This is a genomic window from Klebsiella sp. GB_Kp056 (assembly GCF_040064755.1).
In the GTDB taxonomy this organism is placed as follows: Bacteria; Pseudomonadota; Gammaproteobacteria; order Enterobacterales; family Enterobacteriaceae; genus Klebsiella; species Klebsiella quasipneumoniae.
Genome location: NZ_JBEAJA010000045.1, coordinates 1 through 26021, shown reverse-complemented (window position 1 = coordinate 26021; position 26021 = coordinate 1). Strand labels below are relative to the sequence as shown.

The 26021-nt window shown below is 57.5% G+C and carries 24 protein-coding genes; 19 read left to right on the top strand and 5 right to left on the bottom strand.

The features are described 5' to 3' along the window. Positions 1-50: 50 nt before the first annotated feature. The 3 genes from pldB (at position 51) to ABLV52_RS10880 (ending at position 2876) form a co-directional block, all read left to right on the top strand. Positions 51-1043, top strand: coding sequence for a lysophospholipase L2 (pldB, locus tag ABLV52_RS10890; protein WP_348890364.1), 993 nt, complete (start codon positions 51-53; stop codon positions 1041-1043). Positions 1044-1087: 44 nt separating this feature from the next. Beyond that, entirely contained in the window at positions 1088-1888 is an 801-nt protein-coding gene (yigL, locus tag ABLV52_RS10885; RefSeq protein WP_017899394.1) for a sugar/pyridoxal phosphate phosphatase YigL, read from the top strand. An 88-nt stretch (positions 1889-1976) separates the two neighbouring features. Beyond that, positions 1977-2876, top strand: a complete 900-nt coding sequence (locus tag ABLV52_RS10880) for a carboxylate/amino acid/amine transporter (protein ID WP_023291574.1) — start codon at positions 1977-1979, stop codon at positions 2874-2876. On the opposite strand, the gene metR is transcribed toward ABLV52_RS10880, so the two are convergent. After that, complete coding sequence (metR, locus tag ABLV52_RS10875) at positions 2764-3717, bottom strand: HTH-type transcriptional regulator MetR (RefSeq protein WP_032454519.1); 954 nt, start codon at positions 3715-3717, stop codon at positions 2764-2766. The genes ABLV52_RS10880 and metR overlap by 113 nt on opposite strands. A 231-nt stretch (positions 3718-3948) precedes the next feature. On the opposite strand from metR, the gene metE reads away from it, so the two are divergent. Then, positions 3949-6213 carry a 5-methyltetrahydropteroyltriglutamate--homocysteine S-methyltransferase gene (metE, locus tag ABLV52_RS10870; RefSeq protein WP_117136958.1) on the top strand — a complete coding sequence of 755 codons (2265 nt, stop codon included), beginning with the start codon at positions 3949-3951 and terminating at the stop codon, positions 6211-6213. Positions 6214-6272: 59 nt separating this feature from the next. Here the strand turns inward: metE and ABLV52_RS10865 are convergent, their stop codons facing one another. After that, positions 6273-7085, bottom strand: a complete 813-nt coding sequence (locus ABLV52_RS10865; protein ID WP_023291577.1) for a dienelactone hydrolase family protein — start codon at positions 7083-7085, stop codon at positions 6273-6275. A gap of 272 nt (positions 7086-7357) precedes the next feature. Between ABLV52_RS10865 and udp the strand changes: the two genes are divergently transcribed. From udp to tatD, 9 genes are all read left to right on the top strand, one after another. Further along, positions 7358-8119 (top strand): uridine phosphorylase, encoded by a 762-nt coding sequence (gene udp, locus ABLV52_RS10860; protein ID WP_002883419.1) that lies wholly within the window; start codon positions 7358-7360, stop codon positions 8117-8119. A gap of 133 nt (positions 8120-8252) precedes the next feature. Beyond that, positions 8253-9701, top strand: a complete 1449-nt coding sequence (gene rmuC, locus ABLV52_RS10855; protein WP_023291578.1) for a DNA recombination protein RmuC — start codon at positions 8253-8255, stop codon at positions 9699-9701. Positions 9702-9771: 70 nt separating this feature from the next. Then, the gene (gene ubiE / locus ABLV52_RS10850) at positions 9772-10527 is read left to right on the top strand and encodes a bifunctional demethylmenaquinone methyltransferase/2-methoxy-6-polyprenyl-1,4-benzoquinol methylase UbiE (protein ID WP_023291579.1); all 756 of its coding nucleotides are present in this window, start codon (positions 9772-9774) and stop codon (positions 10525-10527) included. A gap of 13 nt (positions 10528-10540) precedes the next feature. After that, complete coding sequence (locus tag ABLV52_RS10845; RefSeq protein WP_087849095.1) at positions 10541-11146, top strand: SCP2 domain-containing protein; 606 nt, start codon at positions 10541-10543, stop codon at positions 11144-11146. Beyond that, positions 11143-12783 (top strand): ubiquinone biosynthesis regulatory protein kinase UbiB, encoded by a 1641-nt coding sequence (gene ubiB / locus ABLV52_RS10840; RefSeq protein ID WP_348890363.1) that lies wholly within the window; start codon positions 11143-11145, stop codon positions 12781-12783. The genes ABLV52_RS10845 and ubiB overlap by 4 nt, the downstream gene beginning before the upstream one ends. Before the next feature lie 129 nt (positions 12784-12912). Further along, the gene (tatA, locus tag ABLV52_RS10835; protein ID WP_002883425.1) at positions 12913-13164 is read left to right on the top strand and encodes a Sec-independent protein translocase subunit TatA; all 252 of its coding nucleotides are present in this window, start codon (positions 12913-12915) and stop codon (positions 13162-13164) included. 3 nt (positions 13165-13167) lie between these two features. Next, a complete protein-coding gene (tatB, locus tag ABLV52_RS10830) occupies positions 13168-13692 on the top strand; it encodes a Sec-independent protein translocase protein TatB (RefSeq protein WP_048296407.1) in 525 nt (174 codons plus the stop codon). Between the two features lie 2 nt (positions 13693-13694). Next, positions 13695-14474, top strand: a complete 780-nt coding sequence (gene tatC, locus ABLV52_RS10825; protein ID WP_004886745.1) for a Sec-independent protein translocase subunit TatC — start codon at positions 13695-13697, stop codon at positions 14472-14474. Between the two features lie 43 nt (positions 14475-14517). Beyond that, complete coding sequence (gene tatD / locus ABLV52_RS10820) at positions 14518-15309, top strand: 3'-5' ssDNA/RNA exonuclease TatD (protein WP_348890362.1); 792 nt, start codon at positions 14518-14520, stop codon at positions 15307-15309. On the opposite strand, the gene rfaH is transcribed toward tatD, so the two are convergent. Then, a complete protein-coding gene (gene rfaH, locus ABLV52_RS10815) occupies positions 15306-15794 on the bottom strand; it encodes a transcription/translation regulatory transformer protein RfaH (protein WP_004886742.1) in 489 nt (162 codons plus the stop codon). The genes tatD and rfaH overlap by 4 nt on opposite strands. Positions 15795-15972: 178 nt before the next feature. Here rfaH and ubiD point away from each other — a divergent pair, with 178 nt between their 5' ends. After that, complete coding sequence (gene ubiD, locus ABLV52_RS10810) at positions 15973-17448, top strand: 4-hydroxy-3-polyprenylbenzoate decarboxylase (protein ID WP_023291584.1); 1476 nt, start codon at positions 15973-15975, stop codon at positions 17446-17448. 49 nt (positions 17449-17497) lie between these two features. After that, complete coding sequence (fre, locus tag ABLV52_RS10805) at positions 17498-18199, top strand: NAD(P)H-flavin reductase (protein WP_004886735.1); 702 nt, start codon at positions 17498-17500, stop codon at positions 18197-18199. 193 nt (positions 18200-18392) lie between these two features. Here fre and fadA read toward each other — a convergent pair whose 3' ends face one another. Together fadA and fadB are read right to left on the bottom strand one after the other, a co-directional pair. Next, the gene (gene fadA, locus ABLV52_RS10800; protein WP_004886733.1) at positions 18393-19556 is read right to left on the bottom strand and encodes an acetyl-CoA C-acyltransferase FadA; all 1164 of its coding nucleotides are present in this window, start codon (positions 19554-19556) and stop codon (positions 18393-18395) included. 9 nt (positions 19557-19565) lie between these two features. Further along, the gene (gene fadB, locus ABLV52_RS10795; protein ID WP_348890361.1) at positions 19566-21755 is read right to left on the bottom strand and encodes a fatty acid oxidation complex subunit alpha FadB; all 2190 of its coding nucleotides are present in this window, start codon (positions 21753-21755) and stop codon (positions 19566-19568) included. 191 nt (positions 21756-21946) lie between these two features. Here fadB and pepQ point away from each other — a divergent pair, with 191 nt between their 5' ends. Genes pepQ through hemG form a run of 4 tightly spaced genes read left to right on the top strand, consistent with a single transcriptional unit; the run spans position 21947 to position 25937 of the window. Continuing rightward, entirely contained in the window at positions 21947-23278 is a 1332-nt protein-coding gene (gene pepQ / locus ABLV52_RS10790) for a Xaa-Pro dipeptidase (RefSeq protein WP_032454527.1), read from the top strand. Then, the gene (locus ABLV52_RS10785; RefSeq protein ID WP_004886726.1) at positions 23278-23892 is read left to right on the top strand and encodes an IMPACT family protein; all 615 of its coding nucleotides are present in this window, start codon (positions 23278-23280) and stop codon (positions 23890-23892) included. Before pepQ ends, ABLV52_RS10785 begins: the two co-directional genes overlap by 1 nt. Positions 23893-23931: 39 nt before the next feature. Beyond that, positions 23932-25383, top strand: a complete 1452-nt coding sequence (gene trkH / locus ABLV52_RS10780) for a Trk system potassium transporter TrkH (protein ID WP_004886724.1) — start codon at positions 23932-23934, stop codon at positions 25381-25383. 11 nt (positions 25384-25394) lie between these two features. After that, positions 25395-25937: a menaquinone-dependent protoporphyrinogen IX dehydrogenase gene (gene hemG, locus ABLV52_RS10775; RefSeq protein ID WP_348890360.1), complete on the top strand. Its 543-nt coding sequence runs from the start codon at positions 25395-25397 to the stop codon at positions 25935-25937. Positions 25938-26021: the final 84 nt, after the last annotated feature.

The following is a 26021-nucleotide window of genomic DNA, read 5'->3' as shown; positions in this document are numbered from 1 at the left end:
GATACACGGCAAAAAAACGATTTTCAGCGGTTAACAGGGGTGTAAACCCGATGTTTGGGCAGAAAAAGGACTGGGAAACACGAGAAAACGCGTTTGCGGCCTTTAGCATGGGGCCGCTGACGGATTTCTGGCGACAGCGCGAAGAGGCTGAATTTAAAGGCGTCGATGATGTACCGGTACGCTTTGTTCGCTTTTGCGCGCAAAATAACGATCGGCTGGTGCTGATTTGCCCCGGGCGCATCGAAAGCTACGTGAAGTATGCTGAAGTGGCCTACGATCTCTTTCACAGCGGCTTTGACGTAATGATCATTGATCATCGCGGCCAGGGACGCTCGGGTCGTCTGCTCTCTGATACCCACCGCGGGCACGTGGTTAACTTCAGCGATTATGTTGATGACCTGGCTGCGCTCTGGCAGCAGCAGGTGGTCCCGGGCCACTGGCGAAAACGGTTTATCCTCGCTCACTCTATGGGCGGGGCGATTGCCACGCTTTTTCTGCAACGCTACCAGGCGCATTGCGATGCCATTGCGCTCTGCGCGCCGATGTTCGGGATTATCATTCGGCTGCCGGACTGGATGGTGCGGCATATTCTCGACTGGGCTGAGGGCCATCAGCGCATTCGCGAAGAGTATGCCATCGGCACCGGACGCTGGCGGGCGCTGCCTTTTGCCGTTAACGTGCTGACGCACAGTCGACAACGCTATCGTCGTAACCTGCGCTTCTATGCCGACGAGCCGCGACTGCAGGTCGGCGGCCCGACCTGGCACTGGGTGCGCGAAGGCATGCTGGCCGGTGATGAAGTGCTGGCGAATGTGGAGAAAGATACGGCCCCGACGCTGCTGCTGCAGGCGGAAGAGGAGCGGGTGGTCGATAATCTGATGCACGACCGCTATTGTGAATTACGGGCCGCCACCGGCCATCCCTGTGAGGGCGGAAAGCCGCTCGTCATTGAAGGGGCATACCATGAGATCCTTTTTGAAAAGGACGCTATGCGCTCAGTCGCGCTCAATGCCATCGTCGAGTTTTTCAATCGACATACTTAATCCGACGATAACGCTCGTCGCCCTGCTTAGAGGTTAACTTTTTTATGTACCAGGTTGTTGCGTCAGATTTAGACGGCACGCTGCTTTCCCCCGATCATTTCCTGACCCCGTATGCCAAGGAGACGCTGAAGCTGCTTACCGCTCGTGGGATCAATTTCGTCTTCGCCACTGGCCGACACTACATCGACGTCGGGCAGATCCGCGATAATCTCGGCATCCGGTCGTACATGATCACCTCTAACGGCGCCCGCGTTCACGATAGCGATGGCCAGCAAATTTTCGCCCATAACCTCGACCGCGATATTGCCGCCGACCTGTTTGAAATCGTGCGCAACGACCCGAAAATTGTCACTAACGTCTATCGGGAAGATGAGTGGTATATGAACCGCCATCGCCCGGAAGAGATGCGCTTTTTCAAAGAGGCGGTGTTTAACTACAAGCTGTATGAGCCGGGCGAACTGGATCCGCAGGGGATCAGCAAGGTGTTCTTTACCTGTGAGGATCACGAACATCTACTGCCGCTTGAGCAGGCGATGAACGCCCGCTGGGGCGATCGCGTGAACGTCAGCTTCTCCACCTTAACCTGCCTGGAGGTGATGGCGGGCGGGGTATCGAAGGGGCATGCGCTGGAGGCGGTGGCGAAAATGCTCGGCTACAGTCTGTCCGATTGCATCGCTTTCGGCGACGGCATGAACGACGCCGAGATGCTGTCGATGGCCGGTAAAGGCTGCATTATGGCCAACGCCCACCAGCGGCTGAAGGATCTGCATCCGGAGCTGGAAGTGATCGGCAGCAACGCCGACGATGCGGTCCCGCACTATCTGCGTAAGCTGTACCTCGACTGAAAAAGATTGACGACTGGCGAATAACTGTCCAGTCGTCAACCTGACTCTTCGCTACAATGCCTGTTCTTTATCCAACGAGACGACCATTGTGGCGCTGTTAATTATCACCACTATCCTGTGGGCCTTTTCTTTCAGCCTGATTGGCGAGTACCTGGCCGGTAGCGTCGACAGCTATTTTTCGGTGCTGATGCGCGTGGGCCTGGCGGCGCTGGTGTTCCTGCCTTTCCTGCGGACGCGCGGCCAGTCTCCGCGCACGATCGTACTCTATATGCTGGTGGGCGCGATGCAGCTTGGCATCATGTACCTGCTGGCCTTTCGCGCCTATCTCTATCTGACGGTCTCGGAATTCCTGCTGTTTACCGTGTTTACCCCGTTGTATATCACGCTGATCTACGATTTGCTCAGCGGACGTAAACTACGCTGGGGCTATCTGCTGAGCGCCGCGCTGGCGGTGCTGGGGGCGGCGATTATCCGTTACGACAAAGTCAGCGATCATTTCTGGACCGGGCTGTTACTGGTGCAGTTGTCAAACCTCTGCTTCGCCATCGGGATGGTGGGTTACAAGCGCCTGATGGAGGTGCGACCGATGCCGCAGCACAATGCCTTTGCCTGGTTCTATGTCGGGGCCTTTATCGTGGCGGTGGCGGCATGGTTTATGCTGGGCAACCCACAGAAGCTGCCGACCACCAGGCTGCAGTGGAGCGTGCTGGTGTGGCTTGGCGTCGTGGCTTCCGGGCTGGGCTACTTTATGTGGAACTATGGCGCCACTCAGGTGGATGCCGGCACGCTGGGGATCATGAATAACGTCCATGTCCCCGCCGGGCTGTTGGTTAACCTTGCCATCTGGCAGGAGCAGCCGCACTGGCCGAGCTTTATTAGCGGAGCGTTGGTGATCCTGGCCTCGCTGTGGGTCCATCGACGCTGGGTCGCTCCGCACTCCGGACAAACGGCAGATGATCGCACGCGTGGTTCCGCGCAGAGCGAATAAACGCTTCGGTGACCGGTTGACGCTGTTCGCCATCGCGAACGGCCGCGTACAGCCGGCTCCATAATCCCTCGCCCAGGGTTTTGGTCACCACCAGACCCTGGCGTTCAAAACTTTCCACCACCCAGTGCGGCAGCGCGGCGATACCCATCCGGGCGGCCACCATCTGGATCAGCAACAGCGTGTTATCGACGCTTTTCAGCTGGGGACTGATGCCGGCCGGCTGCAGGAAATGACGCCAGATGTCGAGGCGTCCGCGCTGCACGGGATAAATCAGCAGCGTTTCCGTGGCCAGATCCTCCGGCGTAATCAGCGTCTTCATGGCTAACGGGTGCTCAGGCGCCAGCACCAGGCGCACCTCATAATCAAACATTGGCGAGTAGTGCAGACCGCTGCGCGGCAGGATATCTGATGTCATGACCAGATCCAGTTCGCCCTGCTGCAGCGCAGGCTGCGGGTCGAAGGTGACGCCGGAATGGAAGTCGACTTCCACGTGCGGCCAGCGGGCGCGGAAATTCTCCAGCGCCGGCGTGAGCCACTGAATACAGCTGTGGCATTCGATAGCCAGCCGCAGCCGGGTCTGTTGTGGTTCGTTACAGTCCTGCAGGGCGCGAGCGATCTGCGGCAGCACCTGGTTGGCCAGCTGTAAGAGGATCTCCCCTTGAGGAGTAAAACGCAGCGGCTGGCTCTTACGCACAAAGAGACGAAAGCCGAGGCGCTGTTCCAGATCGCTGAACTGGTGAGACAAGGCGGACTGGGTCTGATGCAGGGCAGCCGCTGCGCCCGCCAGTGAACCGCTGTTCCGCAACGCTTGCAGCGTTTTCAGATGTTTAATTTCGATCATGAAAGTCCTTCACTTCGCCATGAGCAATTTGCGCTTGAGGAATATACAGTAACTGCCAATTATGGATGTGTAAACATCTGGATGGCTAAATCCTTTATCTTTCGAATTTATGGTGCGTTGGCTGCACTTCCTCACCCCAGTCACTGACTTCAGTAAGCTCCTGGGGATGAGCAAGTTTGCCGCCTTCCCTAAATCCGAAATCTTTCGGATTGCAATTATGAGGCTCAAAAAATGACAATTATTAACCACACCCTCGGTTTCCCTCGCGTTGGCCTGCGCCGCGAGCTGAAAAAAGCGCAAGAGAGCTACTGGGCGGGCAATGCCACTCGCGAGGAGCTGCTGGCGGTAGGCCGGGAACTGCGCGCCCGTCATTGGGAGCAGCAGAAGCAGGCCGGTATTGACCTGCTGCCGGTGGGCGATTTCGCCTGGTACGACCATGTTCTGACCACCAGCCTGCTGCTTGGCAACGTGCCGGCTCGTCATCAGAACAAAGACGGCTCTGTCGATATCGATACCCTGTTCCGCATTGGCCGCGGCCGCGCTCCCACCGGCGAGCCAGCGGCCGCTGCGGAAATGACCAAGTGGTTCAACACCAACTATCACTACATGGTGCCAGAGTTCGTGAAGGGCCAGCAGTTCAAACTGACCTGGACCCAACTGCTGGATGAAGTGGACGAAGCGCTGGCGCTGGGCCACAAGATCAAGCCCGTGCTGCTGGGGCCGGTGACCTATCTGTGGCTGGGCAAAGTGAAAGGCGAACCGTTTGACCGTCTGAGCCTGCTGAATGACATCCTGCCGGTTTATCAGCAGGTGCTGGCCGAACTGGCGAAACGCGGCATTGAGTGGGTGCAGATTGATGAACCGGCGCTGGTGCTGGAGCTGCCGCCAGCGTGGCTGGAGGCCTTTAAACCGGCTTATGACGCCCTGCAGGGCCAGGTCAAACTGCTGCTGACCACCTATTTTGAAGGCGTTAGCGACAATCTCGAGACCATTGCTGCGCTGCCGGTCCAGGGGCTGCACGTCGATCTGGTCCACGGTAAAGATGATGTCGCCGAACTGCATAAATGTCTTCCTGCCGACTGGCTGCTGTCCGCCGGCCTGATCAATGGGCGTAACGTCTGGCGCGCCGATCTCGCCGAAAAATATGCGCAAATTAAAAACCTCGTCGGTAAGCGCGAACTGTGGGTCGCGACATCCTGCTCTCTGTTGCACAGCCCGATCGACCTGAGCGTGGAGACGCGCCTTGATGCGGAAGTGAAGAGCTGGTTTGCCTTCGCGCTGCAAAAATGCGGTGAGCTGGCGCTGCTGCGCGATGCGCTGAACAGCGGCGATACCGCGGCGATTACCGAGTGGAGCGCGCCAGTCCATGCCCGTCGCCATTCGACGCGCGTACACAACCCGGCGGTGGAAAAACGGCTGGCGGCGATCACCGCTCAGGACAGCCAGCGCGCCAGCCCCTATGAGGTTCGCGCTCAGGCGCAGCGTCAACGCTTTAACCTGCCGGCGTGGCCGACCACCACTATCGGGTCATTCCCGCAGACGACCGAGATCCGCGGCCTGCGCCTGGACTTCAAAAAGGGCAATCTGGACGCCAGTCATTATCGTACCGGCATTGCGGAACATATTAAGCAGGCGATCGTCGAGCAGGAGCGGTTAGGATTAGACGTACTGGTGCACGGGGAAGCCGAGCGGAACGATATGGTGGAATACTTCGGTGAGCATCTGGACGGTTTCATCTTCACGCAAAACGGCTGGGTGCAGAGCTATGGCTCCCGCTGCGTGAAGCCGCCGGTGGTGATCGGCGACGTCAGCCGTCCACAGGCGATCACCGTCGAATGGGCGAAGTACGCGCAGTCGCTGACCGACAAGCCGGTGAAAGGGATGCTCACTGGACCGGTGACGATTCTGTGCTGGTCCTTCCCGCGGGAAGACGTCAGCCGTGAAACCATCGCGAAACAGATTGCGCTGGCCCTGCGTGATGAAGTGGCGGATCTGGAAGCGGCCGGTATCGGCATCATCCAGATTGATGAGCCTGCCTTGCGCGAAGGGTTACCGCTGAAGCGCAGCGATTGGGATGCCTATCTGCAGTGGGGTGTGGAAGCCTTCCGCCTTAACGCCGCGGTGGCCAAAGACGACACTCAGATCCATACCCACATGTGCTATTGCGAGTTCAACGACATCATGGACTCCATCGCCGCGCTGGACGCCGACGTGATCACCATTGAAACCTCGCGTTCAGACATGGAACTGCTGGAGTCGTTCGAAGTGTTCGAGTATCCCAATGAAATCGGGCCGGGGGTATATGATATTCACTCGCCAAACGTACCGAGCGTGGAGTGGATCGAAGCGCTGCTGGAAAAAGCCGCGCAGCGTATCCCGGCGGAGCGGCTGTGGGTTAACCCGGACTGCGGCCTGAAAACCCGGGGCTGGCCGGAGACTCGCGCCGCGCTGGCGAATATGGTGCAAGCGGCGCGTAACCTGCGTCAATCTGCCTGATCGTCACCCGAAAAAGCAAAAAGGAGGCATTTGCCTCCTTTTTTTCCTGCTTCGGACGATTACCCTTTTTTACCGCCATATTGAGCAAACCAGTCGAGCATCCGCTGCCAGCCGTCTTTGGCTGACTCTTCGTGATAGCTGGCGCGATAGTCGGCGTTAAAGGCGTGATCGGCTTCAGGATAGACCACGATTTCCGCCGTGGCGTTGGCCGCCCGCAGCGCCTGGCGCATGGTTTCGACGGTGTCCTGTGGAATGCTGGCGTCTTTAGCGCCGTACAGGCCGAGTACCGGGGCGTTGAGATCGACGGCGATATCCACCGGGTGTTTTGGCGAATTCAGCGATTTTTCTCCTACCAGTTTGCCGTACCAGGCTACCGCCGCCTTCAACTGCGGGTTATGGGCAGCATATAGCCAGGTGATACGTCCGCCCCAGCAGAAGCCGGTGATCAGCAGACGATGGGCATCGCCGCCATGGCGCGCCGCCCAGCTGGCGACGTGGTCGAGATCCGCCAGCACCTGCGCGTCCGGCACCTTCGTAACCAGCTCTTTAAACAGGGTCGGGATATCGTGATACTCATTCGGATCGCCCTGACGGAAGTACAATTCAGGCGCGATAGCCAGATAGCCTTCCTGCGCCAGGCGACGACAAAGATCGCGAATATGCTCATGCACGCCGAAGATTTCCTGCACCACGATGACGATCGGCAATGGGCCATCGGCGTTTTTCGGGCGGGCATGGTAAGCCGGCATGTTTTCCCCCTGAGAGGGAATAGAGGTCTCTCCGGCGACAATATGCTCTTCCGGCGTATGAACGGCGGTTGCGGCATGCGGCGAGGCTGCAGGTGCGAATCCAGGTTGCTTGGTGGTGGTCATGGTATTCTCCGTACCCTTATTTATTAGCGCATCAGTAACTATAGACCCTTTACCTTTAGTTCGGGCGGTAATAAAGCACAGTGCCTGAAAGCGGCTATCTTTTGTTCAGTGACGATGAATATAACTTGTTAATGTGATGTTTATCACCATTTACTGAAAAACAACTGCAATCATTATTGTTCTTGGTGACTAACATCACAAAATGTTGCCAGGGGCTTCTGTACAGTACCGTTTTGCTTCTGCTGATAATTCGACCCACAGAGGAGTTTTTTATGTCCAAGTCTGATGTTTTTCATCTCGGCCTCACCAAGAACGATTTACAAGGGGCTACGCTGGCTATCGTCCCTGGCGATCCGGAGCGTGTGGAAAAGATCGCCGCGCTGATGGATAAGCCGGTTAAGCTGGCATCTCACCGCGAATTTACCTCCTGGCGCGCGGAACTGGACGGCAAACCGGTGATCGTCTGCTCCACCGGCATCGGCGGCCCGTCTACGTCTATCGCTGTGGAAGAGCTGGCGCAGCTTGGCGTGCGTACCTTCCTGCGCATTGGCACCACCGGCGCCATTCAGCCGCACATCAACGTTGGCGATGTGCTGGTGACTACCGCTTCCGTTCGTCTGGACGGCGCCAGCCTGCACTTCGCGCCGATGGAATTCCCGGCCGTCGCAGATTTCGCCTGCACCACCGCGCTGGTGGAAGCAGCGAAATCCATTGGCGCCACCACCCATATCGGCGTGACCGCTTCCTCGGATACCTTCTACCCGGGACAGGAGCGTTACGACACCTTCTCCGGCCGCGTAGTGAGCCGCTTCAAAGGCTCCATGGAAGAGTGGCAGGCGATGGGCGTGATGAACTATGAAATGGAATCCGCTACGCTGCTGACCATGTGCGCCAGCCAGGGTCTGCGCGCCGGGATGGTGGCCGGGGTTATCGTTAACCGTACCCAGCAAGAGATCCCTAACGCCGAAACCATGAAGCAAACCGAAAGCCATGCGGTGAAAATCGTCGTGGAAGCGGCGCGCCGTCTGCTGTAATTCAACGCTTTCCCTGTCAGGCCGGATCCTCCGGCCTTTTTTTTGCGTCGCCTCTCGCAGGAAATTCCTTTTAAACTGGACGTTTGTACAGCACAATTCTATTTTGTGTCATCAGGTTATCGCAGGGGGCGTCGTGGATCTCTCCATTATTATCAGCGCGGTTATCGCACTGGCTGCTGGATTAATCGTCGGCTGGCTGGCGACCAAAGCGCGCGCCGATCAAATTCGGGCCGATCTTATCGAGGAGCGGCGAGAGCTGGATATTGAGCTGAGCGCCGCCCGTCAGCAGCTGGTACAGGAAGCCCACTGGCGTGAAGAGTGCGAGCTGCTGAACAACGAGCTGCGCAGCCTGCGGGATATCAATACCTCGCTGGAGGCCGATCTGCGGGAGGTTACCACCCGGCTCGAATCCACCCAGCTGCATGCGGAAGATAAGATCCGCCAGATGGTGAACAGCGAACAGCGCCTGAGCGAGCAGTTTGAAAACCTCGCCAACCGCATTTTCGAACACAGCAACCGACGCGTCGATGAGCAAAATCGCCAGAGCCTGCATGGCCTGCTGACACCGCTGCGCGAACAGCTGGACGGGTTCCGCCGCCAGGTGCAGGAGAGCTTCGGCCAGGAGGCGCGGGAAAGGCACACCCTGGCGCATGAGATCCGCAACCTGCAGCAGCTGAACGCGCAGATGGCGCAGGAGGCGCTGAACCTGACCAAAGCGCTGAAGGGCGATAACAAAACTCAGGGCAACTGGGGGGAAGTGGTTCTCACCCGCGTGCTGGAAGCCTCCGGCCTGCGGGAAGGCTATGAGTACCAGACCCAGGTCAGCATCGAGACCGACAACCGCTCGCGGATGCAGCCGGACGTCATCGTGCGCCTGCCGCAGGGTAAAGACGTGGTTATCGACGCCAAAATGACCCTTGTCGCCTATGAGCGCTATTTCAACGCCGAGGATGACTACACCCGCGAAGTCGCGCTGCAGGAGCACCTTGCCTCGGTGCGTAATCATATTCGCCTGCTGGGACGCAAGGATTATCAGCAACTGCCGGGCCTGCGCTCCCTCGACTATGTGCTGATGTTTATTCCCGTCGAGCCGGCATTTCTGCTGGCCATTGATCGTCAACCCGAGCTCATCAGCGAGGCGCTGCAAAATAATATTATGCTGGTCAGCCCGACGACGCTGCTGGTGGCCCTGCGCACCATCGCCAATCTGTGGCGTTATGAGCACCAGAGCCGCAACGCGCAGAAGATCGCCGAGCGGGCGGGGCGCCTTTACGACAAAATGCGCCTGTTTGTGGACGATATGTCCGCTATCGGCCAGAGTCTGGATAAAGCGCAAGAGAACTATCGCCAGGCGATGAAAAAGCTCGCTTCCGGGCGCGGTAATCTGCTGGCTCAGGCGGAGGCTTTTCGCGGGTTGGGCGTGGAGGTCAAGCGCGGGATTAATCCTGATTTAGTCGAACAAGCCACTGCTCAGGACGATCAATATCGTCTCGAAGAGGAGGATAACCTGCCGGAAAATGACGCATTTTCGCCCGACTCTGCCGAGGCGGTGCGCAGCCGGGAGGCGGCTCCGCCACGCTGAAACGTATGGGAAATGCGCTGAGTCTGATACACTCAGTGAACATTTTCTTGAAAAGCAAGCAGGCATAAAGATGGTTGAGGATTCACAAGAAACGACGCACTTTGGCTTTCAGACGGTCGCTAAAGAGCAGAAAGCGGACATGGTGGCGCATGTATTCCATTCTGTCGCCGCAAAGTATGATGTGATGAATGACTTAATGTCGTTTGGTATCCATCGTTTGTGGAAGCGTTTCACCATCGACTGCAGCGGTGTACGTCGCGGGCAGACCGTGCTGGATCTGGCGGGGGGGACCGGTGATTTGACGGCTAAGTTTTCCCGTCTGGTTGGGGAAACCGGCCGCGTTATGCTTGCTGATATCAATGATTCAATGCTCAAAATGGGCCGCGAAAAGCTGCGCAATATCGGCATCGTGGGTAACGTTGAGTATGTTCAGGCCAACGCGGAAGCCCTGCCGTTTGCTGATAATACCTTTGACTGCATCACCATCTCTTTCGGTCTGCGTAACGTGACCGACAAAGAAAAAGCGCTGCGTTCGATGTACCGCGTGCTGAAGCCGGGCGGACGTCTGCTGGTGCTGGAGTTTTCTAAACCCATTATTGAACCGCTGAGCAAAGCCTACGACGCTTACTCCTTCCATATCCTGCCGAAGGTGGGCGAGCTGGTGGCAAAAGACGGCGACAGCTATCGCTACCTGGCGGAGTCGATCCGTATGCATCCGGACCAGGAATCCCTGAAAGGGATGATGCAGGATGCAGGCTTCGAAAGCGTGGACTACTACAACCTGACGGCAGGTATCGTTGCTTTGCATCGCGGTTACAAGTTCTGACAGGAGGGACGCTATGCCTTTCACACCCCTGGTGACCGCTGGCATTGAAACGGCGCTGAATACTTTCCTCTGGCGCGACAAAGCGCTAAAACCGGCCCGCCAGCGCCTGCTGGGCAAGGTATTGCGGGTACAGCTGCAGGACCTCTCCACGCCCGTGGTGCTGGTGTTCAGCGAACGCCAGGTTGATGTCCTGAGCGCCTGGGAGGGAGAGGCCGACTGCACCGTGATTACCCGGCTCAGCGTACTGCCAAAACTGCGCAACCGTCAGCAGCTCACGGCGCTTATCCGCAGCGGCGAGCTGGAAGTGCAGGGCGATCTGCAGGTGGTGCAGAACATGGTCACCCTGTGCGATCTGGCAGAGTTCGATCCCGCTGAACTGCTGGCGCCTTACACCGGCGACATCGTGGCCGAAGGCGTCGGTAAAGTTCTCCGCGGCGGCGCTCAGTTTTTACTGAAAGGCGCGCAGCGCCAGCAGCGCTATGTCGCGGAAGCGATCACTGAAGAGTGGCGCCTGGCGCCGGGGCCGCTGGAGCTGGCCTGGTTTGCTGAAGAGACGACGGCTATTGAACGCGCGCTGGCCGCACTGGAAAAACGGCTGGAAACGCTGGAGGGCAAATGACGCCAGGAGAATTACGGCGCCTGTATTTCATCGTCCACACCTTTTTGAGCTACGGGCTCGATGAGCTCATCCCCAAAATGCGGATCACGCTGCCGCTGCGTATCTGGCGGCGGATGCTGTTCTGGATGCCAAACCGCCATCAGGATCAACCCCTTGGCGCCCGTCTGCGGCTGGCGCTTCAGGAGCTGGGGCCGGTGTGGATTAAATTCGGCCAGATGCTGTCCACGCGGCGGGATCTCTTTCCGCCGCATATTGCCGATCAGCTGGCGCTGTTGCAGGACCGCGTGGCGCCCTTTGACGGGAAGCTCGCGCAGCAGCAGATAGAGAAAGCGATGGGTGGCCTGCCGGTGGAGGCCTGGTTTGATGATTTCTCCGTTGAGCCGTTAGCCTCGGCGTCTATCGCCCAGGTGCATACCGCGCGTCTGAAAGAGAACGGCAAAGAGGTGGTGATCAAGGTTATCCGTCCGGATATTTTGCCGATCATTAAAGCGGACATGAAGCTCATCTACCGCCTGGCGCGCTGGGTGCCGCGTCTGCTGCCTGACGGCCGCCGTTTGCGCCCGCAGGAGGTGGTTCGTGAGTATGAAAAAACGCTGCTGGACGAGCTGAACCTGCTGCGGGAATCCGCTAACGCCATTCAGCTGCGGCGTAATTTCGAAGACAGCCCGATGCTGTATGTGCCGGAAGTGTACCCCGACTACTGCAGCGAAAGCATGATGGTGATGGAGCGCATCTACGGCATTCCGGTGTCCGACGTCGAGGCGCTGGAGGCTCAGGGAACCAACCTGCAGCTGCTGGCGGAGCGGGGCGTACAGGTCTTCTTCACCCAGGTGTTCCGCGACAGTTTTTTCCATGCTGATATGCACCCTGGCAACATATTCGTCAGCTACGAGCACCCGGAAGATCCGCAGTATATCGGCATCGATTGCGGCATTGTCGGCTCGCTGAACAAAGAAGATAAGCGCTATCTGGCGGAAAACTTTATCGCCTTTTTCAACCGCGATTATCGTAAGGTTGCCGAGCTGCACGTCGACTCCGGTTGGGTTCCGCCGGACACTAATGTCGAAGAGTTTGAGTTCGCGATCCGCACGGTCTGCGAGCCCATCTTTGAGAAGCCGCTGGCGGAGATCTCCTTCGGCCACGTGCTGCTTAATCTGTTCAACACCGCGCGGCGCTTCAATATGGAAGTCCAGCCGCAGCTTGTTTTGCTACAGAAGACATTACTTTACGTAGAAGGGGTAGGCCGGCAGCTCTATCCTCAGTTAGACTTGTGGAAAACGGCGAAGCCTTTCCTTGAGTCGTGGATCAAAGATCAGGTCGGTATTCCGGCGCTGGTGCGCGCGTTTAAAGACAAAGCGCCGTTCTGGATCGAAAGAATGCCTGAAATACCTGAGCTGGTGTATCAGAGCCTGCAGCAGAGCAAACAGCTGCAGACCAGCGTCGATACTATCGTGCGGAATATGCATGTGCGTCATGTGCGCCAGGGCCAATCCCGTTATCTGTTTGGTATAGGCGCGGTTTTATTGCTCAGTGGTACGCTGCTCTTTATCCATCGCCCTGAGTGGGGAATGATGCCCGGCTGGCTGATGGCCGGCGGTGTCGTGACCTGGCTGATTGGCTGGCGAAAAACCCACTGATCGGTTCGCCACTTCATGACGCAGGCTTATTTGCGCAAAATCATGCCGGTGGCCTGACGGCGAGGCGGCTGGCAGGATGGCGTGTATAATGCGTCCACATAATTCATCATCTGTCATAGGGGAACGTGTATGGGTGGTATCAGTATTTGGCAGTTATTAATTGTTGTCGTCATCGTAGTTCTGCTATTCGGGACGAAGAAGCTGAGCTCACTGGGGTCAGACTTAGGGGCATCCATCAAAGGCTTTAAAAAAGCCATGAGTGATGATGATAAACCCGAAAAGTCGGCGCCAGACGCAGATTTCACGGCGAAAACTATCGCCGACAAACAGGATGATGCAAAAAAAGACGAGACAAAACGCCACGACAAAGAGCAGGTGTAACTCGTGTTCGATATTGGTTTTAGTGAACTACTGCTGGTGTTTGTAATTGGCCTCATTGTTCTGGGGCCACAGCGGCTTCCCGTCGCGGTTAAAACGGTGGTTGGCTGGATCCGTACGCTACGGTCGCTGGCGACCACGGTGCAGAATGAGCTGGCTCAGGAGCTAAAACTGCAGGAGTTCCAGGAGAGCCTCAAGAAGGTGGAAAAGGCCAGCCTGAATAACCTGACGCCGGAGCTGAAAGCCTCTATGGACGAGCTGCGCGAGGCCGCGGAGTCGATGAAGCGCTCCTATAGCGCCCACGATCCGGAAAAGGCCAGCGACGAAGCGAATACCATCCATAATCCGGTGGTGAAAGGCAGCGAAGCGCAGCGGCAGGACGTCACGCCGGCGACGGCCGAACATCAGGCCAGCGCTCCGGCTCATGCGCCAGAGCCTGTGGCCGACGAGCAACCCGCTTCACCGGCAGAGAAAACATCCGCTACGGCGGCTGCCCCCCATTCTTCCCCCGCATCGAGTGATAAACCGTAAACATGGGCGTAGACGATACACAACCGCTAATTTCGCATCTGATTGAGCTGCGCAAGCGTCTGCTCAACAGCATCATTGCTATCCTGGTGATCTTCCTGGCGCTGGTCTATTTCGCCAATGATATCTATCAGCTGGTCTCGGCCCCGCTTATCAGCAAGATGCCGGTAGGCGCGACGATGATCGCCACCGATGTCGCTTCACCTTTCTTTACGCCGATAAAGCTGACCTTTATGGTGTCGGTGATCCTGTCGGTGCCGATTATTCTGTATCAGGTATGGGCCTTCGTCGCGCCGGCGCTGTATAAGCACGAGCGCCGGCTGGTGGTGCCCTTGCTGGTCTCCAGCACGCTGCTGTTCTATATCGGCATGGCTTTCGCGTATTTTGTCGTGTTTCCGCTGGCGTTCGGCTTTCTGACCCATGCTGCCCCGGAGGGGGTGCTGGTCTCGACCGATATCCGCAGCTATCTCGACTTCGTGATGGCGCTGTTTATGGCGTTCGGGGTCTCTTTTGAGGTGCCGGTCGCCATTGTGCTGCTCTGCTGGATGGGCGTCACTACGCCGGAAGAGCTGCGCAAAAAACGGCCGTATGTGCTGGTGGGCGCCTTCGTGGTGGGCATGCTGCTGACGCCGCCGGACGTGTTCTCGCAGACGCTGCTGGCCATTCCGATGTACTGTCTGTTTGAAGTCGGGGTGTTCTTCGCCCGCTTCTACACCGGGAAGCGCCTGACACGCGATGACGATGCCGCGGCCGAAGCTGAAGCCGCTGAGCACAGAGAAGAGTAATACCGCCAACCGCCCGTCAGGGCGGTTGTCATATGGAGCGATCATGTTTGATATCGGCGTTAATCTGACCAGTTCGCAGTTTGCCCGCGACCATGATGAGGTGGTGGCGCGCGCCCGGTCGGCGGGTGTCCACGGCATGCTGCTGACCGGCACAAATTTGCCGGAGAGCCAGCAGGCGCAGAGAATGGCGAGCCATTACGCCGGCTGCTGGTCCACGGCGGGGGTTCATCCCCATGACGGCAGCAGCTGGACGCCAGCGGTCGCCGAGGCGATTTATGTCCTTGCCCGCGAGCCGCAGGTGGTGGCGATAGGGGAATGCGGTCTGGATTTTAATCGTAATTTCTCCACGCCGCAGGAGCAGGAGGCGGCATTCAGCGCCCAACTGGCGCTGGCCGCCGAGCTGTCGATACCGGTGTTTTTACACTGCCGCGACGCCCACGACCGGTTTCTGACGCTACTTAAACCCTGGCTTGGGAAGATCCCGGGCGCGGTGCTGCACTGCTTTACCGGCAGCCGCAGCGAGGTGCAGGAATGTCTGGATCTGGGGCTGTTTATCGGCATTACCGGTTGGGTGTGCGATGAGCGGCGCGGGCTCGAGCTGCGAGAGCTACTGCCGGCGATCCCGGCGGAACGTCTGCTGCTGGAGACCGATGCGCCCTATCTGCTGCCGCGCGACCTCAAGCCGAAACCCGCCTCGCGTCGTAACGAGCCCGCATATTTGCCGCATATCCTGGCCAGCGTCGCGGCCTGGCGCGGCGAGGAGGCGCAGTGGCTTGAGACGCAAACGGACGCAAACGTCAGAGCGCTGTTTGGCGTCGACGTTATCGGCGCTTAGATTTTCTGGAAATCGGTGTTTTTAACGCTCTGCAGGACTTGCTTATTCAGCAGGTTTAACAGCAACATAGAGCGTGCTTCACCGTCCGGCTCGGTAAAGATAGCCTGTAAGCCTTCGAACGCGCCGTCGGTGATCAGTACGCTATCGCCCTCATGCGGCGTTTCCGGGTCGGTGATGCCTTCCGGTTTATAGATAGAGAGCTGATGGATGACCGCCGAGGGGACGATAGCGGGTAGGGCGCCAAAGCGCACGAAGTTGTTAACCCCGCGGGTGGCGCTGATGGTGGTGGTATGAATCACCTCTGGATCGAACTCAATAAACAGGTAGTTCGGGAACAGCGGTTCGCTGACCATGGTGCGTTTACCGCGAATGATTTTTTCCAGCGCAATCGTCGGCATCAGGCAGTTAACTGACTGACGTTCCAGATGTTCCTGGGCTCGTTGTAGCTGCCCACGTTTGCAATACAGTAAGTACCAGGCTTGCATAATGACTCATTCCACTTCTAATAACGGCAAGCATAACAAATGGCTGGTGTAATCGCGAAAGCCATTATAATTGAAATCCAAATTTCAGCGTTCTTTCACGCTAATTTAACAAAATTACAGCATCTCGCCGTTGAACACCGTATAATTAGCCGCCTGTAGAGAGGTCAATAACACTTTCATGAAATATCACGATCTTCGCGACTTTCTGACACTCCTGGAACAACAGGGCGAACTAAAACGTATCACTCTGCCGGTCGATCCCCACCTGGAAATCACCGAAATTGCCGACCGCACCCTGCGCGCCGGCGGTCCGGCGTTGCTGTTTGAGAATCCGAAAGGCTATACCATGCCGGTGCTGTGCAACCTGTTCGGCACGCCGCGGCGCGTGGCGCTGGGGATGGGTCAGGAGGACGTCAGTTCGCTGCGCGAGGTGGGTAAGCTGTTAGCCTTTCTGAAAGAGCCTGAGCCGCCCAAAGGTTTCCGCGATCTGTTTGATAAGCTGCCGCAGTTTAAACAAGTGCTGAATATGCCGACCAAACGTCTGCGCGGCGCCCCCTGCCAGCAAAAAATCATCCAGGGCGATGACGTCGACCTGAGGAAAATCCCGATTATGACCTGCTGGCCGGACGATGCCGCGCCGCTGATCACCTGGGGGCTGACGGTGACCCGCGGGCCGCACAAAGAGCGGCAGAACCTGGGGATTTATCGCCAGCAGCTGATTGGCAAAAACAAACTGATTATGCGCTGGCTGTCTCATCGCGGCGGCGCACTGGATTTCCAGGAGTGGAGCGCGGCGCGTCCGGGCGAACGCTTCCCGGTTTCTGTGGCGCTCGGCGCCGACCCAGCGACCATTCTTGGCGCGGTGACCCCGGTGCCGGATACTTTGTCGGAATATGCCTTTGCCGGGCTGCTGCGCGGTACCAAAACCGAAGTGGTGAAATGCGTCTCGAACGATCTTGAAGTGCCTGCCAGCGCAGAGATTGTGCTGGAAGGTTATATCGAGGCCGGGGAGATGGCGCCGGAAGGTCCGTATGGCGACCATACCGGCTACTACAATGAAGTAGACCAGTTCCCGGTGTTTACGGTCACCCATATTACCCAACGTGAAGACGCGATTTATCATTCGACCTATACCGGCCGTCCGCCGGATGAGCCTGCGGTGCTGGGCGTAGCGCTGAATGAAGTCTTCGTCCCGATCCTGCAAAAACAGTTTCCGGAAATCGTCGATTTCTATCTGCCGCCGGAAGGGTGCTCCTACCGCCTGGCGGTGGTGACGATGAAAAAACAGTATGCAGGCCATGCCAAGCGCGTGATGATGGGCGTCTGGTCGTTCCTGCGCCAGTTTATGTATACCAAATTCGTGATTGTCTGCGATGACGATGTCAACGCCCGCGACTGGAACGATGTGATTTGGGCGATCACTACCCGTATGGACCCAGCTCGTGATACGGTACTGGTAGAGAATACGCCAATTGATTATCTGGATTTTGCCTCGCCGGTTTCCGGCCTGGGTTCAAAAATGGGGCTGGATGCCACCAATAAATGGCCTGGCGAAACCCAGCGTGAATGGGGTCGCCCAATCAAAAAAGATCCTGCCGTCACGGCGCGCATTGACGCCATCTGGGATGATCTGGCCATCTTTAAACAACAGTAAGCGGGGCTAACGCCGCTGTTTTGCTCTATAGACCCGACAGAGGGGACGCATGACAACCTTAAGCTGTAAAGTGACCTCGGTGGAGGCGATTACCGATACCGTGTATCGTGTTCGATTAGTACCGGAAGCGGCATTCTCTTTCCGCGCTGGCCAGTATCTGATGGTGGTAATGGATGAGCGCGACAAACGCCCATTCTCCATGGCCTCCACGCCGGCGGAACAGGAATTTATCGAACTGCATATCGGCGCCTCGGAGCTCAATCTGTACGCGATGGCGGTCATGGATCGCATCCTGAAAGAGCGCGAAATTGAGGTTGATATCCCGCATGGCGAAGCCTGGCTGCGTGAAGATGAAGACCGCCCGCTGATTTTGATTGCCGGCGGCACCGGCTTCTCTTATGTGCGTTCTATTCTGCTGACCGCGCTGTCACGCAATCCTCAGCGCGATATCGCGATTTACTGGGGCGGCCGCGAGACCAAACATCTGTACGATCTGGCTGAGCTGGAAGCCTTGAGCGTCAAACATCCGAATCTGCGCATTGAGCCGGTGGTTGAGCAGCCGGAAGAGGGCTGGCGTGGGCGTTCCGGCACCGTGCTGACCGCGGTGCTGCAGGATTACGGTACCCTGGCCGATCACGATATCTATATTGCCGGGCGTTTTGAGATGGCCAAGATTGCTCGCGACCTGTTCTGCAACGAACGCGGCGCGCGCGAAGATCGCCTGTTTGGCGACGCGTTTGCCTTTATCTGATATCTGCAAATAAAAAACCCGCCCCTGACAGGCGGGAAGAACGGCAACTAAACTGTCTCTCTTCGCCAATGACGTCATAACTGCGTCGGCTGCGCTCGCTCACCCGAATCACTTACTTCAGTAAGCTCATCGGGATTCGCTCGCTTGCCGCCTTGTTCTGACGCCATTGGCTGTGAGATACCCTTTTGTAAATTTACACCCGCTCAAACACGGTGGCGATCCCTTGTCCCAGGCCAATGCACATGGTGGCGAGGCCGAACTGGGCATCTTTACGCTCCATCTGATTGATCAACGTGGTGCTTATACGCGCCCCGGAACAACCCAGCGGATGACCGAGCGCGATCGCCCCGCCGTTAAGGTTGATCTTCTCATCGATCTGCTCCATCAGGCCCAGATCTTTAATGCACGGCAGGATCTGCGCGGCAAAGGCCTCATTCATTTCAAAGACGTCGATATCGCTGGTGGATAAGCCCGCTTTTTTCAGCGCCAGCTTCGAGGCGGGAACCGGGCCATAGCCCATAATGGACGGGTCGCAGCCGACCACCGCCATCGAACGGACGCGGGCGCGTGGCTTCAGCCCCAGTTCGCGGGCGCGACTTTCGCTCATCAGCAGCATCGCCGCCGCGCCATCGGAAAGGGCGGAAGAGGTACCCGCCGTTACCGTACCGGTCACCGGGTCAAACGCCGGCCTCAGGGTAGACAGCGTCTCGACGGTGGTTTCCGGGCGGATCACTTCGTCATAGTTAAAGGACTTCAGTACGCCATCGGCATCGTGGCCGCCGGTGGGGATAATCTCGGCTTTGAATGCGCCGGACTGGGTCGCAGCCCAGGCGCGGGCGTGGGAGCGCGCGGCGAACTGATCCTGCATTTCCCGGCTAATGCCGTGCAGACGCGCCAGCATTTCAGCGGTCAGCCCCATCATCCCTGCCGCCTTCGCCACGTTGCGACTCAGGCCCGGGTGGAAATCGACGCCGTGGCTCATCGGCACATGGCCCATGTGCTCCACGCCGCCAATCAGGCAAACGCTGGCATCGCCGGTCATGATCATGCGCGCGGCATCGTGCAGCGCCTGCATGGAAGAACCGCACAGACGGTTAACCGTGTTTGCCGGTACCGAATGCGGGATCTCCGCCAGCAGCGCCGCGTTACGGGCGATGTTAAAACCCTGCTCGAGGGTTTGCTGTACGCAGCCCCAGTAGATATCGTCTATCGCGCTTGCCTCAAGCGACGGGTTGCGCGACAGCAGGCTACGCATCAGGTGCGCGGAGAGGTCTTCCGCGCGCACGTGGCGAAATGCGCCGCCCTTTGAACGGCCCATCGGGGTGCGAATAGCATCGACAATGACAACCTGTTCCATTGTGACTCCTTAAGCCGTTTTCAGAGCGCCAACCGGACGGGCTGGCTCTACCTGGGGATAATACGCTTCGTTATGGCGCGCTTTGTCACGCAGACCGGCAGGGACTTCATACAGCGGCCCAAGGTGCTGGTACTGCTGCGCCATATCGAGATACTTCGCGCTGCCGATGGTATCCAGCCAGCGGAAGGCGCCGCCGTGGAACGGAGGGAAGCCGAGGCCGTATACCAGCGCCATATCTGCTTCCGCCGGGCTGGCGATAATGCCTTCTTCCAGGCAGCGGACGACTTCGTTAACCATCGGGATCATCATGCGGGCGATAATCTCTTCATCGCTGAAATCGCGCTTCGGCTGGCTGACGTCGGCCAGCAGGCTGTCGACGGCGGCATCTTCTTCTTTCTTCGGCTTACCTTTGCTGTCGTCTTTATAGCGCCAGAAGCCGAGGCCGTTCTTCTGGCCGAAACGGTTGGCGTCAAACAGGGCGTCGATGGCGTCGCGATAATCTTTCTGCATCCGCTGCGGGAAGCCCGCCGCCATGACCGCCTGAGCATGGTGCGCGGTGTCGATGCCGACCACGTCCAGCAGATAGGCCGGGCCCATCGGCCAGCCAAACTGTTTCTCCATCACTTTGTCGACTTTGCGGAAATCCGCCCCGTCGCGCAGCAGCTGGCTGAAGCCGGCGAAGTAGGGGAACAGCACGCGGTTGACGAAGAAACCGGGACAATCATTGACCACGATTGGCGTCTTGCCCATTTTGCTGGCCCAGGCGACGACTTTGGCAATGGTCTTATCCGAGGTTTTTTCGCCGCGGATCACTTCTACCAGCGGCATGCGATGCACCGGGTTAAAGAAGTGCATGCCGCAGAAGTTTTCCGGGCGCTGCAGAACGCTGGCCAGCTCGCTGATGGGGATCGTTGAGGTGTTGGACGCCAGCACGGTATCCGGGCGGATTTTATCTTCCGTTTCCGCCAGCACCGCTTTCTTCACTTTCGGGTTTTCCACCACCGCTTCAACGACCACGTCCACGCGATCAAAACCGCTATACTCCAGCGTCGGCTGAATGGTGCTTATTACTCCGGCCAGCTTCAGACCGTCGATTTTGCCGCGTTCCAGCTGTTTATTCAGTAGCTTCGCCGCTTCGGTCATGCCGAGCGTCAGCGATTTATCGTTGATGTCCTTCATGATGACCGGCACGCCTTTCCACGCCGACTGATAAGCGATGCCGCCGCCCATAATGCCCGCGCCCAGGACGGCGGCCTGCTTCGGCGTTTCGACATCTTTGGTCAGTTTTTTCGCTTTCGCTTTGACGTACTGGTCGTTGAGGAAGATACCGACCAGCGCGCGGGCCTCATTGGTATGAGCCAGCGGGACAAAGCTTTTATTTTCCAGCACCAGGGCCTCTTCACGACCAAGACGCGCGGCGGCTTCAATGGTTTTCACCGCGGTGATCGGCGCCGGATAATGCTTCCCGGCGGTTTGCGCGACCATGCCTTTGGCGATGGTGAAACTCATCGTCGCTTCAATTTTGCTGAGCTTCAGCGGCTCCAGCTTCGGTTGACGTTTCGCTTTCCAGTCCAGGTCGCCCTGAATCGCCTGGCGCAGGATCGCCAGCGCGCCGTCGCGCAGTTTGTCGGCAGCAACTACGCCATCCACCAGGCCGATTTTCAGCGCTTGATCGGCACCGACATCTTTCCCGGCAGCAATGATGTCCAGCGCGCTGTCGGCGCCGAGCAGGCGCGGCAAACGGACTGAGCCGCCGAAGCCTGGCATAATGCCGAGTTTGGTTTCCGGCAGACCAATGCGCAGATCCGGCGTCGCCAGGCGATAATCGGTCGCCAGGACGCATTCACAACCGCCGCCCAGCGCGTAACCGTTGACGGCGGAGACAGTGGGGACCGGAAGATCTTCCAGACGGTTGAAGACGCTGTTAGCAAAATGCAGCCATTGGCTTAACTGCTCCTCAGGGACCAGGAACAGTGAGAGGAATTCCGTAATATCCGCGCCGACGATAAACGCCGCTTTTTCAGAGCGCAGCATCAGGCCTTTGAGATCGTTTTGTTTTTCCAGTACGTCCAGCGCATGACCGAGGCTGGCTACGGTTGCGGTATCAAGCTTGTTGACCGAACCTGGGGCATCGAACACCAGTTCGGCGATGCCATCTTCCAGCCAGTCGAGGTACAGGGTGTCGCCTTTGTAGAGCATGTCAGTCTCCTGAATCCAGCAATATGATCTGGTCATACCAGATGAAACGGAGTGTGGAATTTATGTTAAAGAATTGCAAATTACTCTTTAAATAATTGCTGGTCGGATCACATCCGGTGGAAATCACCCGCACGCAGGTCGATGTGCTAAGATGCGGAGTATCACGATCCCATAAAAGCAAAGGACAAAAGATGGAATCCCTGGCCGCGCTCTATAAAAATCATATTGTTACCCTACAAGAACGTACCCGCGACGTCCTGTCCCGTTTTCAGATGGATGCTCTGCTGATTCACTCCGGCGAGCTGGTTAACGTCTTCCTTGATGACCATCCGTACCCGTTCAAGGTCAATCCGCAGTTCAAAGCCTGGGTGCCGGTGACTCAGGTGCCTAACTGCTGGTTGCTGGTGGACGGTGTGAATAAACCGAAGCTGTGGTTCTATCTGCCGGTTGATTACTGGCATAACGTTGAGCCGCTGCCGACCTCGTTCTGGACCGAAGAGGTCGATGTGGTCGCGCTGCCGAAGGCCGATGGCATCGGCAGCCAACTGCCTGCCGCTCGCGGAAATATTGGTTATATCGGGCCGGTTCCGGAGCGCGCGCTGGGTCTGGGAATCGCCGCGGATAAGATCAACCCGAAAGGGGTTATCGATTATCTGCATTACTACCGGGCTTACAAAACCGATTACGAGCTGGCCTGTATGCGTGAAGCGCAGAAGTCGGCGGTGAATGGTCATCGTGCGGCCTATGAAGCTTTTCAGTCCGGGATGAGCGAATTCGATATCAATCAGGCCTATCTTACCGCAACCGGTCACCGCGATACCGACGTGCCTTACAGCAACATCGTGGCGCTGAACGAGCATGCTTCTGTCCTGCACTACACCAAACTGGACCACCGCGCTCCGGCGGAAATGCGCAGCTTCCTGCTCGACGCCGGTGCGGAATATAACGGCTATGCTGCGGATCTGACGCGGACCTGGGCGGCACACGGCGATAACGATTTCGCCCATCTGATTAAAGACGTTAACGACGAGCAGCTGGCGCTGATTAGCACCATGAAAGCCGGGACTCGCTACGTCGATTACCATATCCAGTTCCACCAGCGTATTGCGAAGCTGCTGCGTAAACACCAGTTAGTCACTGACATGAGCGAAGAGGCGATGGTGGAAAACGATCTGACCGGGCCATTTATGCCGCACGGGATTGGTCATCCGCTGGGTCTGCAGGTGCATGATGTTGCTGGCTTTATGCAAGACGACTCCGGTACGCATCTGGCGGCGCCAGCGAAATACCCGTATCTGCGCTGCACCCGTATTATCGAGCCGCGTATGGTGTTGACCATTGAACCCGGCATCTACTTTATCGAGTCGTTACTGGCGCCGTGGCGTGAAGGCCCGTTCAGCAAACACTTCAACTGGCAAAAAATTGACGCCATGAAGCCATTCGGCGGGATCCGTATCGAAGATAATGTGGTGGTTCACGAAAACAGTATCGAAAACATGACGCGCGATCTGAAGCTGGCCTAATGGAGAGCTGGTTAATCCCGGCGGCGCCCGTTTCCGTCGTTGAGGAGATCAAAAAGAGCCGTTTTATCACGCTGTTGGCGCATACCGACGGCGTGGCGGCGGCGAAAGCCTTTGTCGAGTCCGTCAGAGCGGATCACCCCGATGCCCGTCACCACTGCGTGGCGTGGGTCGCCGGACCGCCTGATGATTCGCAACAGCTTGGGTTTTCTGATGATGGCGAACCGGCGGGAACGGCGGGTAAACCGATGCTGGCGCAGCTGATGGGAAGCGGCGTCGGCGAGATAACCGCTGTCGTCGTGCGTTACTACGGTGGTATCCTGCTGGGCACCGGCGGCCTGGTGAAAGCCTATGGCGGCGGTGTTCATCAGGCGCTGGCGCAGTTGACGACACTGCGCAAGACGCCGTTAACGGCATATACTTTGCAATGTGAATATGGGCAACTGGCCGGCGTCGAAGCGCTGCTCGCCCAATTTTCCGGCAACGTCGTTGAAAGCGAATATCTGGCGTCGGTTCGGCTGCGCGTGGCGCTTCCCCAGGCTGAAGTGGCGGCTTTTTCAGCAAAACTGGCTGATTTTAGTCGCGGTTCATTGCAATTGCTGAAGATTAACGAATAATCCCCTCTGTTTTTTTGCCTATCAAAGGAAGCGCCAGAGATGCATTTTCGCGCCATAACCCGAATCGTTGGACTGCTGGTCATCTTGTTTTCGGGGACGATGATCGTCCCGGGATTAGTGGCCCTGATATATCGCGATGGCGCGGGACGGGCCTTCACTCAAACTTTTTTTGTCGCTCTGGCGATCGGCTCCATGCTGTGGTGGCCGAACCGTAAGCAAAAGGGGGAACTGAAATCCCGTGAAGGATTTCTGATCGTGGTGCTGTTCTGGACCGTGCTGGGTAGCGTAGGGGCCTTGCCCTTTATTTTCGCCGAACAGCCGAACCTGACGGTGACGGATGCCTTCTTCGAGTCATTTTCCGGCCTGACGACGACCGGGGCGACCACCCTGGTGGGGCTGGACTCGCTCCCGCACGCTATCCTCTTTTATCGGCAGATGCTGCAGTGGTTCGGCGGTATGGGGATCATTGTGCTGGCGGTGGCGATTCTGCCTATCCTCGGCGTCGGGGGGATGCAGCTCTACCGTGCGGAAATGCCCGGCCCGCTGAAAGATAACAAGATGCGCCCGCGCATCGCCGAGACGGCAAAGACATTGTGGCTCATCTATGTGTTACTGACGGTCGCCTGCGCATTGGCGCTATGGTTTGCCGGTATGCCGGCCTTCGATGCGATAGGGCACAGCTTCGCCACCATCGCCATCGGCGGTTTCTCGACTCATGATGCCAGCGTCGGCTATTTCAACAGCCCGATGATCAACTCCATCATTGCCATCTTCCTGCTGATCTCCGGCTGTAACTACGGTCTGCATTTTTCGTTGTTGAGCGGACGCAGCCTGAAGGTGTACTGGCGCGACCCTGAGTTTCGAATGTTCATTGGCGTCCAGTTGACGCTGGTCATCGTCTGTACGCTGGTGCTATGGCTTCATAACGTGTACGGCTCGGTGCTGACGACGCTGAATCAGGCGTTTTTCCAGGTGGTGTCGATGGCGACCACCGCGGGATTCACCACCGATAGCATTGCGCGCTGGCCGCTGTTCCTGCCGGTGCTTCTGCTGTGCTCCGCATTTATCGGCGGCTGCGCAGGCTCTACGGGCGGTGGCTTAAAGGTTATCCGTATCCTGTTGCTGTTCAAGCAGGGCAACCGTGAGCTTAAGCGTCTGGTTCACCCGAATGCGGTGTATAGCATTAAATTAGGTAACCGCGCGCTGCCGGAACGTATTCTGGAAGCGGTATGGGGATTCTTCTCCGCCTATGCGCTGGTCTTTATCATTAGTATGCTGGCTATTATCGCCACCGGGGTGGATGACTTCTCCGCTTTCGCCTCCGTGGTGGCGACATTGAATAACCTCGGGCCTGGGCTCGGCGTCGTCGCGGACAACTTTGCCACCATGAACCCGGTCGCGAAATGGATCCTGATTGCTAATATGCTGTTTGGTCGTCTGGAAGTGTTCACCTTACTGGTGCTCTTTACTCCCACTTTCTGGCGCGAATAACAGGAGTGCTCGTGAAAACTTTAATTCTCTTTTCCACCCGCGACGGGCAGACACGTGAAATCGCTTCGTTTCTCGCCTCTGAGCTTAAAGAGCTGGGTATCGATGCGGACACCCTGAATCTGAACCGTACCGATGACGTGGAATGGCATCATTATGATCGCGTGGTGATTGGCGCGTCGATTCGCTACGGACACTTTCATCCGGCGGTGGACCGCTTTGTGAAAAAGCACCTTGCAGCATTGCAGGCGCTGCCGGGGGCATTCTTTTCGGTGAACCTGGTTGCGCGCAAACCCGAGAAGCGCACGCCGCAGACCAACAGCTATACGCGCAAGTTTCTGCTCAACTCGCTGTGGCAGCCGCAGAGCTGCGCGGTGTTTGCCGGGGCGCTACGTTACCCGCGTTACCGCTGGTACGATCGGTTTATGATCCGCCTGATTATGAAAATGACCGGGGGCGAAACGGATACCCGTAAAGAAGTGGTCTATACCGACTGGCAACAGGTCTCCCGATTTGCCCGAGAAATCGCGCAAATGATCCGCAAACAGGGCGTTTAAACAGCGTCTTGATGGAAAAGCGAGCGAACGAAAAGTTTTTTTGCATTTCCCCTTGTCACCTCAGAATTACTCCCTATAATGCGC